The 16,047-nt window shown below is 66.8% G+C and carries 13 protein-coding genes; 8 read left to right on the plus strand and 5 right to left on the minus strand.

The annotated features are described in order from the left end of the window. Window positions 1–24: 24 nt before the first annotated feature. Genes F624_RS0122345 through F624_RS0122360 form a run of 4 tightly spaced genes read right to left on the minus strand, consistent with a single transcriptional unit; the run spans window position 25 to window position 3,718 of the window. The gene (locus tag F624_RS0122345; protein ID WP_019576594.1) at window positions 25–417 is read right to left on the minus strand and encodes a nuclear transport factor 2 family protein; all 393 of its coding nucleotides are present in this window, start codon (window positions 415–417) and stop codon (window positions 25–27) included. A gap of 13 nt (window positions 418–430) precedes the next feature. After that, window positions 431–1,225, minus strand: coding sequence for a MoaF C-terminal domain-containing protein (locus tag F624_RS0122350; protein WP_019576595.1), 795 nt, complete (start codon window positions 1,223–1,225; stop codon window positions 431–433). Between the two features lie 42 nt (window positions 1,226–1,267). Continuing rightward, window positions 1,268–2,059, minus strand: a complete 792-nt coding sequence (locus F624_RS0122355) for an SDR family NAD(P)-dependent oxidoreductase (RefSeq protein WP_019576596.1) — start codon at window positions 2,057–2,059, stop codon at window positions 1,268–1,270. Between the two features lie 24 nt (window positions 2,060–2,083). Beyond that, the gene (locus F624_RS0122360; RefSeq protein ID WP_051107486.1) at window positions 2,084–3,718 is read right to left on the minus strand and encodes a GMC family oxidoreductase; all 1,635 of its coding nucleotides are present in this window, start codon (window positions 3,716–3,718) and stop codon (window positions 2,084–2,086) included. 299 nt (window positions 3,719–4,017) lie between these two features. Here F624_RS0122360 and F624_RS32730 point away from each other — a divergent pair, with 299 nt between their 5' ends. From F624_RS32730 to F624_RS0122400, 8 genes are all read left to right on the plus strand, one after another. After that, window positions 4,018–6,231, plus strand: a complete 2,214-nt coding sequence (locus F624_RS32730) for a diguanylate cyclase domain-containing protein (RefSeq protein ID WP_019576598.1) — start codon at window positions 4,018–4,020, stop codon at window positions 6,229–6,231. An 83-nt stretch (window positions 6,232–6,314) separates the two neighbouring features. Continuing rightward, window positions 6,315–7,520, plus strand: a complete 1,206-nt coding sequence (gene dapC / locus F624_RS0122370) for a succinyldiaminopimelate transaminase (protein WP_019576599.1) — start codon at window positions 6,315–6,317, stop codon at window positions 7,518–7,520. A gap of 62 nt (window positions 7,521–7,582) precedes the next feature. After that, a complete protein-coding gene (locus tag F624_RS0122375) occupies window positions 7,583–8,740 on the plus strand; it encodes a PilT/PilU family type 4a pilus ATPase (protein WP_031255869.1) in 1,158 nt (385 codons plus the stop codon). Continuing rightward, the gene (gene dapE / locus F624_RS0122380; RefSeq protein ID WP_019576601.1) at window positions 8,740–9,912 is read left to right on the plus strand and encodes a succinyl-diaminopimelate desuccinylase; all 1,173 of its coding nucleotides are present in this window, start codon (window positions 8,740–8,742) and stop codon (window positions 9,910–9,912) included. Before F624_RS0122375 ends, dapE begins: the two co-directional genes overlap by 1 nt. Then, entirely contained in the window at window positions 9,909–10,832 is a 924-nt protein-coding gene (prmB, locus tag F624_RS0122385; protein WP_019576602.1) for a 50S ribosomal protein L3 N(5)-glutamine methyltransferase, read from the plus strand. The genes dapE and prmB overlap by 4 nt, the downstream gene beginning before the upstream one ends. Before the next feature lie 252 nt (window positions 10,833–11,084). Continuing rightward, window positions 11,085–12,890, plus strand: a complete 1,806-nt coding sequence (locus F624_RS0122390) for a methyl-accepting chemotaxis protein (protein ID WP_019576603.1) — start codon at window positions 11,085–11,087, stop codon at window positions 12,888–12,890. 81 nt (window positions 12,891–12,971) lie between these two features. Then, entirely contained in the window at window positions 12,972–15,011 is a 2,040-nt protein-coding gene (locus F624_RS0122395) for an ABC-F family ATP-binding cassette domain-containing protein (protein WP_019576604.1), read from the plus strand. A 58-nt stretch (window positions 15,012–15,069) separates the two neighbouring features. Next, window positions 15,070–15,558, plus strand: a complete 489-nt coding sequence (locus F624_RS0122400; protein WP_019576605.1) for a hypothetical protein — start codon at window positions 15,070–15,072, stop codon at window positions 15,556–15,558. Between the two features lie 29 nt (window positions 15,559–15,587). Here the strand turns inward: F624_RS0122400 and F624_RS0122405 are convergent, their stop codons facing one another. Continuing rightward, window positions 15,588–15,977, minus strand: a complete 390-nt coding sequence (locus F624_RS0122405) for a VOC family protein (RefSeq protein WP_019576606.1) — start codon at window positions 15,975–15,977, stop codon at window positions 15,588–15,590. Window positions 15,978–16,047 lie beyond the last annotated feature (70 nt).

A 16,047-nucleotide genomic window follows, 5' to 3' on the forward strand; every position in this document is an offset into this window, starting at 1 on the left:
GCTCTTCTCGTGAAGGTGAGGGGCTCAGCGCGTCATGGCCTGGTGCACGAGCAGGGTGTCGGTGAACTGCTCAAAAGCAACGATGCGCCCCTGCTCGACCTGCCAGACATGGGCCACCCGGGCCTGGAAGGATTGGCCGGTGGCACGGCAGGTGCCGGCGTAGTCCCCCGTGGCCACCACGGTGGCCCCGGCGTCGTACAGCTTGCCGAGCCGGAAGGTGTAGCCGTCCCATTCGGTGGCCAGGCGCTGGAAGACCTGCTCGACCACCGCCTGCGGACCGATGTGGGTCCCGGCACAGGGGAAGCCGGCCATCTCGGTCCAGCGCACCTGGGGCGAGACGTCGGCCAGCATCGCGGCCAGGTCTTGCTGGTCCGAAGCGGCATAGTGTTCGGCAACGATTTGGAAAGGGGTTCTCATAGGGCTCCAGGTTTCAGACAGGTTGCAAGCCATCGGGGTAGACGCTGCGCGACAGCTCGCGCATGAAGGCCCCGGCGGGTCGGTTGGACACCGCGCCCGCTCCCGTCAAGCCCAGGAACTTGCCGGTGGAGCGCATGTCCGCGAAATTGAAGAAGAAGGTCGAGGCGACCGGGATCAGGAACTCGCGGAAGGTGAACAGGTACTGCTGCTCGGCGAAGCGGTAGACGGTGATCAGGTCCACATCCCCGTGGCCGCGCTGTTCGCCGTGCAGGCATTGCCAGGCGTAGCGGGTGCTGCTGAGGTAGGTGTGCTCGTAACAATGGTTGGGGCTGTAGGTCTGCAGCGTGCGCAAGCCAATCAGGTCGCGCGACGGGGCTGGCACCTCGCCTTGCGCGGCAGCGGGCTCATCACCGAGGGTGCCAACCGAAAAATCCTGCGTGACGCGGGGCTCGGCGCCGGCCTCCTCCACCGGGCGCACCCGGGCTGGCACGGCGAGCACCCGCAGGGTGCGCCTGTTGAGCACCAGGCTGAGCGCCTCCAACGGCCGGTGAGCGAACACCAAATCGACAAAAAACGTGTCGGGAGCCACCTCAATAGCTTCGGCCTCGTCGTGCCCCTCTTCGCCACGCCACTGCCAGCGCGCCCTGTCCGGGCCCGTGAACTCAAGCCGCAAATCACCCTCTGGCAGTTGCAGATGCAAGGCCTGGCCCAGCAGAGCAAGGCTGCGCGGCAACCGGTTGGTGTCGATGCCCGCCGCAAAGTCTTCGTAGTTCTTCCAGCCGGCCGGCCGGGCTTGAGGGGTGTTCATCGGGGTGTCTCCCAAGGGATTCAAGAGGTTCAAGAAGCAAAATCAAGAGGCAAAAGCCAGGGTCGGCAAGTCCACCGCACTGGCCCCGCCATCGACCAGCAGCGAGGTGCCGGTGACCATGCGCGCCTGCGCCGAGGCGAGAAACAGCACGCCATCGGCCACATCGCCGGGGTCGGCCGGGCGTTGCAGGGGCACATCGCGGCTCACCAGGCGGTAAGCCTCGTCCACGCTGCTCAGGCCTTTGACGCGGCACAGGGCCTGCATCTGCTCATCGGCCATGTCGGTGCGCACCCAGCCAGGGCAGACCGCGTTGACGCGCACGCCCTGCCGGCCATAGTCACGCGCCAAGGAACGGGTCAATCCGATCAAGGCGTGCTTCATGGTCACGTAGCCCACCACATCGGGCCCGGCAAAATGCCCGGCCAGCGAAGAGAGGATGACGATGTTGCCGCGGCGCTCGATCAGACCCGGCAGCAGTTCGCGGGCGCAGACGAAGGCGGTGTCAAGGTTCAGCCGGGTGGCCAGAGCCCAGGAGGCGTCATCGGTCTGCAAGGCATTGCCGATGCCATGCCCCCCCGCATTCGCGACCAGCACATCCACCCCACCCCAGGCCTGCTGCACCACCTGCAGCGCGCGCTGAACATCGGCCGCCACCGAGGCGTCCCCGGTCAGCACCAGGCCGCCCAGACCGGCCGCCACCGCCTGCAGCGGCTCGGCGCGTCGGCCCATCAGGGCCACCCGACCGCCTTCGGCCACAAACCCGGCGGCCACCGCGGCACCGATGCCGGTGCCACCGCCGGTGATCAGGGCCACCTTGCCTTCAAAACGCTTCATTTCACAGGTCTCCTTGCTGCTTGATCAGGATTGCCCTGCCAGCACGAACTCCGCGCAACGCTCGGCGATCATGATGGTGGGCGCATTGGTATTGGCCGAGATGAGGCGCGGCATGACCGAGGCGTCGGCGACACGCAGCCGCCCCACCCCGCGCACCCGCAGCTGCAGGTCGACCACCGACGCCTCGTCGCCGCCCAGGCGGCATGTGCCCGCGGGGTGGTAGACCGTCTTGGCAAACTGGCGCACGTGCTCCTCCAATGCGGTGTCGGGCAAATCGGCCTGAGGCCCGGGCAACAGTTCGCCGCTCAGCACCTGCTGCAAGGCCGGTGCGCGCAGGATGCGGCGGGCCAGCTTGAGGCCACGCACGAGGGTGTCCACATCCTCCTGGGCCTGCAGGTAGCCGCCGTCAAAATCGATCGGTGTTGCCGCTTGCGCGTCCCGCAGCCGCACCCGGCCCCGAGATTGAGGCCGCAAAAAGCAGGGGTTCAGTGAGATGCCATGCCCCGGCAAGGGCTCGCGATGGACATCGCCCACCAGCACCGGTAACACATGGAACTGCACGTCGGGGCGGCCACTGCCCGAGGTGTCGAAGAAACCACCGCTTTCCACCACGGTGGAGGTGAGCAGGCCGCTCTTGAAGCATTCGTACTCCAGCCCATGGCGCAACGCGCTCAGGCCTTCGTCCTGCCCCAGCAGGCTGATGGGCTCTCGGCACCGGCCGTAAACGCTGACCTCCAGGTGGTCCTGGAAATTGGCGCCGACCTCGGCGGCGTGGGCTCGCACCGGCAGCCCCAGTGACTGCAAATGGTCCGCCGGCCCGATGCCCGACAGCATCAGCAGCTTGGGGCTGGCCAGGGCCCCGGCACTCAGCAGCACCTCGCAGCGGGCCAGCGCATGCCCCTGGCTGCCATCGGCGGCCTGGTAACTCACGCCCACCGCGTTCCCCTGCTCGATCAGCACCTGCTGCACCAGCACCCCGGTCAGCACTTTCAGCAAGGGGGAAGACCGCACCGCAGCCAGGTAGGTCGCGGCCGTGCTGCCACGGCGGCCCTCGAAGGTCGTGCTCTGGTAGAAGCCCACGCCTTCCTGGCGGCGGCCGTTGAAGTCATCGTTGTAGGGCAGGCCGATTTGCTGGGCTGCCTTCACAAAGGCCAGCGACAGCGGGTGACGGTGGCAGGCATCGCTGACGCGCAGCGGCCCTTCGTTGCCATGCAGGGGCCCGGCCAGGCGCTGGTTGTCCTCAGCCTTGCGGAAGGCAGGCAGCACATCCGACCAGGCCCAGCCTGCACAACCGGCCTGGGCCCAGTCGTCGTAATCGGCGGGTGTGCCGCGGGTGTAGACCATGGCATTCACCGAACTGCCGCCCCCCAGGGTGCGCCCCTGGGGAACATGCATGACCCGGCCCGCGGCAGCCGCCTGGGGGCTGGTTTCGTAAAGCCAGGTGCGTTCGGTGCCAATGACGCGCACAAACGTGGCCGGCATGTGCACAAAACGGCTGTTGTCAGCCGGGCCAGCCTCCAGCAGCAACACGCTGCGCCCCGCCTGAACCAGGCGGCAGGCCAGCACGCAACCGGCCGAGCCAGCCCCGACAACGATGTAGTCAAAGCTGCCCGCGCTGGCGCCAGGGCGATGGGACTTGTTGGGGTCGCTTGTTTGCATGGCCACGAGTCTCGGGCCCGTGGGCCTGGACGCGACGGCCAGGACGCTCCGAGTCAATTGAATGTGCGCACGCAGTTAAAGCCCATGTCGCCACCGGACAGCGTCATCGACTCAACGGCCTGCCGACACATCCCACCCCACGCGATATCAGCAAACGAAACCAAGCGATGGGTTGTGGAATGCCCAACCGGCAGGGTGCGCTCCCCCGGGCGTTGGGATCATTGTTCAATAACAGCAAAAGGCAGTGCGGTCATCGAGCGTCCACTTCTAAAGTGGGCCCTCCTTCATTGCGCCGCCTCATGTCCGATCTGCCCCCCCAACTCCAGCCCGAGGCTGACATCGCCCGCCAGGACACGGTCCTGATGATCTGGATCACCGGCTTGCTGATGGTCTCGTCCTGCCTGGCCATGAGCTATGTGTACGACACCCGCTTCTTTGAAGAGGTGGTCCGCATCCGACTGGCCATCCTGCTGGTTCTGCCAAGCTGCCTGTTGCTGGTCACAGTGGGCCGTGTGCGGACGGCCGCTCATGTGCTGATCTGGGGCCAATGGTTGATCTCACTCGAGGTGGTCTTCAACAACGGCGGCCTGAACGGGCCTCTGATCCTGTCGCTGCCCATCCAGGTAGCCAGCGCCGCATGGCTGCTGGGGCCCCGCAGTGCCCTGGCGGTGGCAGCACTCAACACAGCCTACATGCTGGCCCTGCCGTGGTTCGAAGCCCAGGGGTGGATGCCCCAGGCCCGCTTCCAGCGGGAATACGCCCCGCATCTGGTGGTGCTCACCAACATGGCTGTGGCATTGAGCATCGCTTTGCTGTCGCGCTGCAGCTATCAGCGCCAATTGGTGCGGGTTCAGGCCACCTTGACGGCTTGGCAAGCACAAGATGAAGAACTTCACAAACTGGTCAGCCTGATCGAGCAATGCCCGATCGGCATCGTGATCACCGACACCCAGCGGCGCATCGAGTATGTCAATCCCGCCTTCATTGGCCGAGCCGGCCTGAATGCGGCCGCCTTTCTCAACCTGCCCGCGGACCTGCTGTCCACCCCGGGCCTGAGCGCCCAGCAACGCAGCAGCCTGCAAGAGGCCATGGCCCAGGGCCAAACCTGGCGGGGTGAGCAATCCGTGCTGCTGCCCGATGGTCGCCGGGTGGTCGAAGACATCGAGATCGGCCCCATCCGACGCGCCAATGGCGACATCACGCATTGGTTCGAGCTCAAGAAGGACATCACGGCCAGCCGCTGGGCAGCCGACCAGATCGAGCGCCTGGTGTATGTGGACACCCTGACCGGTCTGCCCAACCGCGCCGCCCTGCAAGATCGCCTCCTGCTCCAGGCGGCGCAGGGCCGAGGCTGGAACCTGCTGATGCTGAAGCTCGATGGTCTGGGCCAGCTCAATGAACTGCGCGGCCCGCAAGCGGGCGATGCCTGCTTGAAGCAACTCGGTCAGGCCTTGCGCCAGCACCTGCCCGAGGCGGGCTCTGATGTGTTTCGCCTGGGCGGCAGCGAATTCGTGGCCCTGCTGCCTGCCCACCTGACAACGCATGAGGTCGAAGCCTGCGCCGGGCGTGTGCACCAGAGCTTGACGGGCTACACCGGCCAGCCCATGCACCCCCTGAGCGAGGTCCGACTGCTGTTGGCGGCCACCGTGCTGGTCGGCGATGACGAAGACCCACTGACCCAAGGCCTGCGCCGCACCAGTCTGGCCGTGCGCCAGGCCCGCCATGAAGCACCGGGCCGCCCCTGCTGGTATCGACCCGGGCTGGGCCAGCAGGCCAGGCAAAGGCTGCTCGCCCGCAGTGATCTGGGCCTCGCGGCCCTGGCCCCCCTGCTGAGGCTGGACCTGCGTCATCGCCAAAGGCCCGACGGCCAGGGCTGCGGCCACTGGGCCGCGCTGTGCTGGGCCCCCGGATCGGGCCCGCGCGCACCCCTGCAAGAGGTGGCGCGCCGGGCCGATCTGAGCTTTGAGCTCGACGAGGAGTTGATCGCCCAGCTGGGCCGATGGCAGCAGCACCAGGGGGCCCCGGTCACGGGCGCCCCCGGTGCATCGCCGCTGACACTGGCCTTGCTCACCCCCCTGCTGCGCCAGGACAACGCGGCGCAGTGGCTGCAGGACTGCCTGCAGCGCCACCCGATCCAGCGGCAGGCGCTGGGCCTGGCGCTGAGCACCCACGACCTGGGCTGGGCCGCAAGCGACCCCACAAGCGCCCTGCGCCGCCTGCAAAGGCTGCGGGAGGCCGGCTTTCACCTGTGCCTGCAAGACGTCGGGCGGGGCTATCCAGGTGTGCTCGAACTGCCCGCGTGGCCGGTGCATGAATGGCTGCTGGCCCCCAGTCTGCTGAGCACAGACCAGGGCGATGGCCCCGCCCAGGCCTTGCTGCAGGCCATTTTGGCGGCCGCGCGGCGCCACGCCATGCCGCTGGTGGCCGAGGGCGAGGTACCCGCCAGCCTGCTCGACGCAGCCCCCCATCTGATCCGGCAAGCCCCCATCCGCCTGCCGGCCCCAGCCACCTGAAACGCTCCTGGCGCCAGGGCGTCATGGCGATTTCAAGCGGGGTTTGAGCAGAGGCCGGCAGCACTCCGGGATAATGTGGTGCCATGAACCCACTGCTCTCCAAACTGCAGCCTTACCCGTTCGAGCGGCTGAGGCAACTTTTTGCCGGCGTCACGCCCAGCCCCTACCACAGCCCGATCAGCCTGGGCATTGGCGAGCCCAAGCATCCCACGCCCGAGTTCATCAAGAGCGCCCTGGTCAACAACCTGGAGGGCCTGGCCGGCTACCCGGCCACCGCCGGTGAGCCCCGCTTGCGCGAAGCCATGGCCGCCTGGGTCAAGCGGCGTTACGACCTCGACCTGAACCCGGCCACCCAGATCCTGCCGGTGAACGGCTCGCGTGAAGCCCTGTTTGCCTTTGCCCAGACCGTGATCGACCCGCGCTGGCCCACGCCGGCGGTGGTATGCCCCAACCCGTTCTATCAGATCTACGAAGGCGCAGCCCTGCTGGCCGGGGCCGACCCCTACTTCGCCCCCAGCGACCCGGCACGCAACTTTGCGGTCGACTGGGACAGCGTGCCGGCTGACACCTGGGCCCGCACCCAGCTGCTGTTCGTGTGCTCGCCCGGCAACCCCACCGGCGCGGTGATGCCTCTGAGCGAATGGCAGAAGCTGTTCGAGCTCAGCGACCGCCATGGCTTCATCATTGCCTCGGACGAGTGCTACAGCGAGATCTACTTCCGCGACGAGCCCCCGCTGGGCGGCCTGGAAGCCGCCAAGAAGCTGGGCCGCGACGATTTCCGCAACCTGGTGGCCTTCACCAGCCTGTCCAAGCGCAGCAACGTGCCTGGTCTGCGCAGCGGCTTTGTGGCCGGCGATGCGGCCATCCTCAAGCAGTTTCTGCTCTACCGCACCTACCACGGCAGCGCCATGAGCCCGGTGGTCCAGGCCGCCAGCATCGCCGCCTGGAACGACGAGACCCATGTGGTTGAGAACCGGGTGCTGTACCGCAAGAAGTTCGCCCAGGTCACCCCCATCCTGGCCGGCGTGCTGGATGTGGCGCTGCCCGACGCCGGTTTTTACCTCTGGGCCCGGGTGCCCGAGGCGCTGGGTCTGAGCGACACCAGTTTCGCGCGCGAACTGCTGGCTCAATACAATGTGACGGTGCTGCCCGGCAGCTACCTGGCACGTGAGGTGGGCGGGGTCAACCCGGGTGCCCAGCGCATCCGCATGGCCCTGGTGGCCGATGCGGCCGAATGCGTCGAAGCGGCCCTGCGCATCGTCAACTTCGTCCAGTCACGCAGCCGCTGAACCGTGCACCCCTGGGCTGCCACTCCACCCCGCACTTCGAAAGCCAGTCCATGAGCGCCAACATGAGCATGATGGAACGCATCCTGCGGTTGATGGGTGAAAAGGGTGCATCCGACGTCTACCTGTCGGCCAATGCACCCGCCCTGATCCGCATCAACGGCACCTGCGTGCCCATCAACAACCAGCTGCTGCCCTTTGATGCGCCGCGCAGCCTGCTGGCCGAGATCCTCCCGGCCAGCAACATGGAAGAACTGCAGGAGACCGGTGAGCTGAACGTGGGTTATGCGCTCAAGGGCATCGGGCGCTTCCGCATCAGCGCCATGCACCAACGGGGCAGCGTGGCCGCCGTGATCCGCTACATCAGCCACGAGATCCCCAAACTCGCCACGCTGAACCTGCCCGACATCCTGACCGAGCTGATCATGGAAAAGCGCGGGCTGCTGCTGGTGGTGGGTGCCACGGGCTCGGGCAAAAGCACCACGCTGGCCTCGATGCTGGACAACCGCAACGAGCACAGCACCGGCCACATCCTGACCATCGAAGAGCCGATCGAGTTTCTGTTCAAGAACAAGAAATCGATCATCAACCAGCGCGAGGTGGGCACCGATACCCAGTCGCTCCAGATCGCCCTCAAGAACGCGCTGCGCCAGGCCCCTGACGTGATCCTGATCGGCGAAATCCGCGACCGTGAAACCATGTCGGCGGCACTGGCCTATTCGCAATCGGGTCACCTGGTGCTGGCCACCATGCACGCCAACAACAGCTACCAGGCCCTGAACCGCATCCTGAGCTTCTACCCCGTCGAGGTGCGTCAGACCCTGCTGGTCGACCTCAGTTCGGCGCTCAAGGCCATCATGTCGCAACGCCTGCTGCGCAGCAACCACGGGGGCCGCATCCCGGCCTGCGAAGTGCTGCGCAACACCAAGCTGATTGCCGACCTGATCGAAAAAGGCGACTTCAACGGCATCCAGGAAGCCATGGAGAAATCCATGGCCGAAGGCTCGCAGACCTTCGAGGAAGACATTGCCCGTCTGATCCATGCGGGCCTGATCGACCGCAAGGAAGGCATGGCCCATGCCGATTCGCCCACCAACCTGATGTGGCGCCTGCAAAACGACTTCGACCAGTCCGGCAAGGCCGCGGCCGAGGCCGCCAAGTCCCGGGCCGAGCCCGAGGACGAACCCTCATTCACAGAAATCGTCCTCGACGTGAAGCACTGATGTCCCGTACCCTGCACCTCACCGAACAACTGATCTCGCGCCCCTCCGTCACGCCCGACGATGCCGGCTGCCAGGCCCTGCTGCGCGAACGCCTGGAGGCCCTGGGTTTTGCCTGCGAAACCCTGGTCAGCGGGCCGGAGAACTTCCGCGTCACCAACCTGTGGGCCAAGCGCCCCGGCGCCACGCCCGACGCCCCCACCCTGGTCTTTGCCGGCCACACCGATGTGGTGCCCACCGGCCCGCTGGAGCAGTGGAAGAGCGACCCCTTCACCCCCACCCACCGCGACGGCCGCCTGTACGGCCGTGGGGCCAGCGACATGAAGACCTCGATCGCGGCCTTTGTGGTGGCCACCGAAGAGTTTCTGGCGGCCCAGCCCCAACCGAACCTGGCCCTGGCCTTGCTGATCACCAGCGACGAGGAAGGCCCCTCGGTCGACGGCACCGTGGTGGTCTGCCGCACGCTCAAGGAACGCGGCGAGAAGCTCGACTTCTGCATCGTGGGCGAACCCACTTCGGTGCAGCGCACCGGCGACATGATCAAAAACGGCCGCCGCGGCACCATGAGCGGCAAGCTCATCGTGAAGGGCGTGCAAGGCCACATCGCCTACCCGCAACTGGCGCGCAACCCCATCCACCAGGCCATGCCGGCCCTGGCCGAACTGGCCGCCATCGAATGGGACCGGGGCAATGCCTACTTTCCGCCCACCAGCTGGCAGGTCAGCAACATCCATGGCGGCACCGGCGCCACCAACGTGATCCCCGGCCAGGTGGTGATCGATTTCAACTTCCGTTTCTCCTCCGAATCCACCGCCGAAGCGCTGCAGCAGCGCCTGATCAGCGTGCTGGAGCGCCATGAACTGGAGTACGAACTGCAATGGACGCTCGGCGGCCACCCCTTCCTGACCACGCCGGGCAGCCTGGTGACGGCCATCCAGGGCGCCATCCGTGACGAGGTGGGCATCGAGACCGAGCTCTCCACCACCGGCGGCACCAGCGACGGGCGCTTCATTGCCCAGATCTGCCCCCAGGTGATCGAATTCGGCCCTCCCAACGCCACCATCCACAAGATCGACGAGCACATCGCCGTGGCCGACATCGAACCCGTGAAGAACATCTACCGCCGCACCCTTGAGAACCTGAACGCCAGCCTGATCCACGGGGCCGCCGCATGAGCATCGCCAACCCGCCCCAAGCCCAGAACACCGTGCTGGGCCTGATCGAGCAGGCCCGGCAACAGCTGGAAACCGCCGGCGTGGCCTTTGGCCACGGCACCACCAACGCCTTTGACGAAGCCGCCTGGCTGGTTCTGTGGCAACTGGGCCGGCCCCTGGACAGCCCCCTGGGCGGCGAGCCCGAGGGCGAACCCTCGGTGGCCGATCAAGTGGTGCTGCCTGAAGACGCCGCCCGCGTGCAGGCGCTGATCGAACGCCGCATCAGCAGCCGCCAGCCCGCGGCCTACCTGACCCGCGAGGCCTGGCTGCAAGGCGTGCCCTTTTATGTGGACGAGCGTGCCATCGTGCCGCGCAGCTTCATTGCCGAGCTGATCGCCGACGGCAGCATCGACCCCTGGCTGGATGCCAACACCCACCGGGTGCTCGACCTGTGCACCGGCAACGGCAGCCTGGCCGTGCTGGCCGCCATGGCCTGGCCCGAGATCGTGGTGGAAGGCGCCGACCTGTCGGCCGATGCGCTGGCCGTGGCCCGCATCAACGTGGACCGCCACGGCCTGCAGGACCGCATCACGCTCAAGACCAGCGACGGTTTGAGCGCCCTGCCCGGCCCGTATGACCTGATCCTGTGCAACCCGCCCTACGTCAACGCCCAGAGCATGTCCGAGCTGCCCGCCGAGTACCAGGCCGAGCCCGAAATGGCCCTGGCCGGCGGCAGCGACGGCATGGATTTCATCCGCCAGTTGCTGCGCGATGCCCCGGATCGGCTCAGCGAGCAAGGCGTGCTGGTGCTGGAGATCGGCAACGAGCGGGCCTACTTCGAGGCGGCCTTTCCGGACCTGCCCGTGTTCTGGCTCGAAACCAGCGCCGGCGATGACCAGGTGCTGCTGGTCACCCGCGAAGCCTTGAGCCCGGCGGACTGAGCCTGCAGGGGCCGCCCCGGCCTGGGCGGCCTAAGGGCAAAGCCGTAGCCCGTTGTCACACGGATGTGTCAAACTTTGTCACATCTGACAACAACCAGAAACGAGCAGCCCGCCTCACACGCCTGCCACCCAAGGTGCCCCAGAGGCCTAGGCTGCTGCGCCCTTGCATGGGCAAGGGCCTGGGTCTGAGGGTCATCGGGGGGGCGCGACAGGGTGGAGCCTGCCCGGCTCAAGCTCTTCGAAGGACCGGCCATGTTCCACAGCATCCGCCAGAAGTTGATCGCCACCAGCGTGCTCATTGTGAGCGCCGCCATCGTGCTGGTCAGCGCCGTCAGTTATTACTTTGCCCGCGGTTTCATCCTCGATGACCTGAATGAGCAACTGACGCGGATCAGCCAGTCCGAGGCGCGGCAACTGGGCCAGTGGGCCCTGGCGCAAAAGCAGATCGTCGAGGCCCTGGCACCTGCCGTGGACAGCGCCGACCCCAACCCGGCCTTGCAGCAGGCCCTGGTATCGGGCAAGCAAGACCTGGCCTACATCGGCAGCGCCGACAAGAAGATGGTGTCGGTGCCCAGCCGCAACCGCCCGGCCGACTACGACCCCACCTCCCGCGCCTGGTACAAGCTCGCTGCCCAGAGCGGCAAGGCCATCCTCACGCCACCCTACATCGCGGCCTCCAGCCAGAAACTGGTCGTGACCTTTGCCTTCCCGGTCAAGACCGGCGGCCAAACGCGGGCCGTGACCGGGGCTGACGTGACCGTCGAAGACGTGGTCAAGGGCCTGGGCCAGATCCACCCCACCCCCAGCGGCTTTGCCTTTCTGCTCGACAAGGAGGGCCGCATCCTGGCCCACCCCGACAAGCAGTTGATCCTCAAGCCCATGGGCGCGCTGTCCAAGGACATCACCCCCGATCTGCTGGGCCAGGCCAGCCAGGGCGAGCACGAGCCCGAGGTGGCCGGCATCGGTGGCGAGGCCTACCTGCTCAAGGCCGCCCCGGTGCCCGAGACCGACTGGGTGCTGGTGACCGCAGCCCAGCGCCGTGAAGCCCTGAGCCGGCTCGACCGCCTGCTGCTCAGCGTGGCGGGCGCCCTGGTGGTGGTCGGGGTGCTGGCCGGTCTGATGGCCATGGGCACCGTGCACGCCCTGCTGGGCGGCCTGACCCGCGTGCGCAACGCCATGCGCCAGATCGGCTCGGGCACGGGCGACCTGACGCAGCGCCTGCCCATCAAGGGGCGCGACGAGATCGACGAGATCGCCACCGCTTTCAATGACTTCGTGGGCAAGATCGAGGCGGTGATGCGCGACGTCAGCCACACCAGCGAATCCATCGCCACGGCCTCCAGCGAGATCGCCCTGGGCTCGCAGGACCTGAGCAGCCGCACCGAACAGACCGCCAGCAACCTCGAAGAAGCCTCGGCCTCGATGGAGCAGCTGACGCAACTGGTCAACCACAGCGCCCAGAACGCGGCCCATGGCCGCGATCTGGCCACCCGCTCGGTCGACATGGCCGACCGCGGCGGCCTGGTGATGGGCCAGGTGGTGGAGACCATGAGCGACATCTCGAACAGCTCACGCCGCATCTCGGACATCACCTCGGTGATCGACGGAATCGCCTTCCAGACCAACATCCTGGCCCTGAACGCGGCCGTCGAGGCCGCACGGGCCGGCGAGCAAGGGCGCGGCTTTGCCGTGGTGGCTTCCGAGGTGCGCTCGCTGGCCAGCCGCTCGGCCGAGGCCGCCAAGGAGATCAAGACCCTGATCGGGGCCAGCGTGGAGCGGGTGGAAGACGGCGGCCGCCTGGTCGGCGAGGCCGGACAGGCCATGACCGAGATCGTGCAGAGCGTGAAACAGGTCACCACCATCGTGCAGGAGATCAGCACCGGCACCACCGACCAGAGCCGCGGCATCGGCGAGATCAATGCCGCCGTGGCCCACCTCGACCAGATGACCCAACAGAACGCGGCCCTGGTCGAACAATCGGCCGCCGCGGCCGAAAGCCTGAAGGAACAGGCCGCCCACCTGGCCGCCGTGGTGGCCACCTTCAAGATCAGCCGCTGACCCCGCGGCTGCCGGGTGGGGCCCGGGCATGCGAAAATCGCCGGCTTTGCCTTCCAACACCGGCACCGGCCGGGACTTGCCATGATCACGCTCAAGAACATCGTCTTGCGACGCAGCGCCAAAGTGCTGCTCGACAAGGTTTCCGTCACCCTCAACCCGGGGGAGAAGGTAGGCCTGGTCGGTCGCAACGGGGCCGGCAAGTCCACCCTGTTTGCCTTGCTGAACGGCAGCCTGCATGAAGACGGCGGCGATTTCTACATCCCCGCCCAATGGCGCATGGCCCAGGTGGCCCAGAACATGCCCGAGACCGATGAAAGCGCGACCGATTTCGTGCTCAATGGCGATACCCGTCTGGCCGAATTGCGCACGCAGTTGCGGGCGCTGGAAGACGCCGATGCCTCTTACGACGACCACGACCACGGCATGGCCATGGCCCAGCTCTACACCGACCTGGCCGACGCGGGTGACCACGACGCCGTGCCGCGCGCCCAGTCGCTGATCCTGGGCCTGGGTTTTCAGAGCCACGAACTGGACCGGCCGGTGAACAGCTTCTCGGGCGGCTGGCGCATGCGCCTGCAGTTGGCCCGGGCACTGATGTGCCCGTCCGACCTGCTGCTGCTGGACGAACCCACCAACCACTTGGACTTGGACGCCCTGGTCTGGCTGGAGGCCTGGCTCAAGCGTTACGCGGGCACCATGATCGTGATCAGCCACGACCGCGAGTTCCTGGACGCCGTGACCAATGTCACCCTGCACATCGACAACGCCCAATTGGTGCGCTACGGCGGCAACTACAGCGCCTTCGAAACCCTGCAGGCCCAGCAGATGGAGCTGCAGGCTGCGGCCTTCTCCAAGCAGCAGGACAAGATTGCCCACCTGCAGAAGTTCATTGACCGCTTCAAAGCCAAGGCCAGCAAGGCCAAGCAGGCGCAAAGCCGGGTCAAGGCCCTGGAGCGCATGGAGAAGATCGCACCCATCCTGGCCAATGCCGAGTTCACTTTCGAGTTCAAGGAACCGACCAACCTGCCCAACCCCATGCTGGCCATCAGCGATGCGGCCTTCGGCTACCAGACCGACGAGGGCAACAAGTACATCCTCAGCGGCGTCAACCGCTCGGTGCTGGCCGGTCAACGCATCGGCATCCTGGGCGCCAACGGCCAGGGCAAATCAACCCTGGTCAAGACCATTGCCCGCGAGATGAAGCCCCTGGGCGGTACCGTGACCGAAGGCAAGGGCCTGTCCATCGGCTACTTTGCCCAGCAGGAACTGGACGTGCTGCGCAGCGGCGAGAACCCGCTGGAGCACATGATCCGCCTGGCCAAGGAGCTGGGTCCGAACGCCCGCGAATCCTCGCGCGAGCAAGACCTGCGCAACTACCTGGGCACCTTCAACTTCAGCGGCGACATGGTCAAGCAGGCCGTAGGCACCATGAGCGGCGGCGAAAAAGCCCGCCTGGTGCTGGCCATGATCGTGTGGCAGCGCCCCAACCTGCTGCTGCTGGACGAACCCACCAACCACCTGGACCTGGCCACCCGCGAGGCCCTGGCCATGGCCCTCAACGAATTTGAAGGCACCGTGATGCTGGTCAGCCACGACCGTGCCCTGCTGCGCTCGGTGTGCGACGAGTTCTGGCTGGTGGGCCGTGGCGTGGTCGGCCCCTTCGATGGCGACCTGGACGACTACCAGCGCTACCTGCTCGACGAATCCAAGCGCCTGCGCGAAGTGGCCAAGGAAACGCAACGCACCCTCGAAGCCGAAGCCCAGGCCAGCCAAGCCGCTGCCGCCGAGGCGGCGCGCGCCGCCGAAGCTGCAGCCAAAGCAGCAGCGCCGGCGCCTGCCATCGCCTCACGCGACCAGCGCAAGCTCGACGCCCAGGCGCGCCAGGCGCTGGCCGAAAAGACCCGCCCCCTCAAGAAAGAGCTGGAGCAGGTGGACCAGCGCATGGCTCAGCTTGGCCAGGACAAGACCGCCCTGGAAGAACGCCTGAGCACCCCCCTGCCCCCGGCCGAGATCGCCGAAAGCGGCAAGAAGCTGAAAGCCATCGGCGATGAGCTGGAACGGCTTGAAGAGCGCTGGCTGGCGCTGAACGAACAAATCGAAACCCTGACGCAGGCGGCCTGAGGCGCAGGTCAGGCTTCGGTCGTCGCACAATGGCGCCAGTGACCTGCCTGGAGCCCCCATGCCCGACAAAACCCTGGCCCTGACCCATGGCCAAGCCGATCTGCAGCGCGCCGTGCTGAACAGCCGGCGCCTGCTGAACAAGCGCGCGCTGTGGGCTGCAGCGGCCGCCGCCCTGCCCGTGCCGGGCCTGGATTTCGCGGTGGATGCCGCCTTGCTGTCGCGCCTGATTCCCCAGATCAGCCATGAATTCGGTCTGTCGGGCGTGCAGCTGGACCGCCTGTCACCGGACCGGCGAGAACAGGTCCAAAAAGCGGTTGCGGTGGTGGGCTCGTTGCTGATCGGGCGCTTTCTCAGTGCCGAGCTGATGCTGACACTGGCCGCCAAGGCCGGTCTGCGCCTGACCGCAGGCCAGGCCGCCCGTTATGTGCCCATTGCCGGCCAGGCCTTGTCGGCCGCCATGGGCTATGCGGCCGTGCGGGCCCTGGGTGAGCAGCACATTCGCGAATGTGTGCTGGTGCGTCAGGCGCTGCCACCCGCGCCTGAATGAGGCGCTAAGGGATCCCCGGCGCCGAGGGATCAGGGGCGGTACAGGGCGCAGAGCTTGTGACCGTCCGGGTCCCGCACATAGGCCAGGTACATCGAACCCAACTTGCCTTCGCGCAGACCCGGTGGGTCTTCGATCGAGATGCCGCCATGGGCCACGGCGGTGTCATGGAACTGCTTGAGTTGTTCGGGCGAGTTGCACTTGAAGCCCAGGGTGAAGCCGTTGGATGCGGTGGCGGGCTGGCCATCGATGGGCTCACTGAGGCCGAAGGTGCTGCCGTCGTGGCGGTAGAACAGGCGGGTCTGGCCGGTGGCGTTCACATTGCGCATCGGCTCGCCGGCGCCCAACACGCCGAGCACCGCGTCATAGAAACGCTTGGACCGTTCGATGTCGTTGCTGCCGAGCATCACGTGGTTCAACATGGGGATTTCCTTTTGGTTTTCACGGGGGTGAGGGATGCTAGCGCAGGAATGCGCCCTGGCCGGGCCCGCT

The organism is Curvibacter lanceolatus ATCC 14669 (genome assembly GCF_000381265.1).
In the GTDB taxonomy this organism is placed as follows: Bacteria; Pseudomonadota; Gammaproteobacteria; order Burkholderiales; family Burkholderiaceae_C; genus Curvibacter; species Curvibacter lanceolatus.

Coding starts and splice junctions, on each gene's coding strand:
- F624_RS32730 (WP_019576598.1), top strand. CDS start 4,018: ATGTCCGATCTGCCCCCCCAACTCCAGCCCGAGGCTGACATCGCCCGC.
- dapE (WP_019576601.1), top strand. CDS start 8,740: ATGTCCCGTACCCTGCACCTCACCGAACAACTGATCTCGCGCCCCTCC.
- F624_RS0122395 (WP_019576604.1), top strand. CDS start 12,972: ATGATCACGCTCAAGAACATCGTCTTGCGACGCAGCGCCAAAGTGCTG.
- F624_RS0122390 (WP_019576603.1), top strand. CDS start 11,085: ATGTTCCACAGCATCCGCCAGAAGTTGATCGCCACCAGCGTGCTCATT.
- dapC (WP_019576599.1), top strand. CDS start 6,315: ATGAACCCACTGCTCTCCAAACTGCAGCCTTACCCGTTCGAGCGGCTG.
- F624_RS0122350 (WP_019576595.1), bottom strand. CDS start 1,225: ATGAACACCCCTCAAGCCCGGCCGGCCGGCTGGAAGAACTACGAAGAC.
- F624_RS0122400 (WP_019576605.1), top strand. CDS start 15,070: ATGCCCGACAAAACCCTGGCCCTGACCCATGGCCAAGCCGATCTGCAG.
- prmB (WP_019576602.1), top strand. CDS start 9,909: ATGAGCATCGCCAACCCGCCCCAAGCCCAGAACACCGTGCTGGGCCTG.
- F624_RS0122355 (WP_019576596.1), bottom strand. CDS start 2,059: ATGAAGCGTTTTGAAGGCAAGGTGGCCCTGATCACCGGCGGTGGCACC.
- F624_RS0122405 (WP_019576606.1), bottom strand. CDS start 15,977: ATGTTGAACCACGTGATGCTCGGCAGCAACGACATCGAACGGTCCAAG.
- F624_RS0122360 (WP_051107486.1), bottom strand. CDS start 3,718: ATGCAAACAAGCGACCCCAACAAGTCCCATCGCCCTGGCGCCAGCGCG.
- F624_RS0122375 (WP_031255869.1), top strand. CDS start 7,583: ATGAGCATGATGGAACGCATCCTGCGGTTGATGGGTGAAAAGGGTGCA.
- F624_RS0122345 (WP_019576594.1), bottom strand. CDS start 417: ATGAGAACCCCTTTCCAAATCGTTGCCGAACACTATGCCGCTTCGGAC.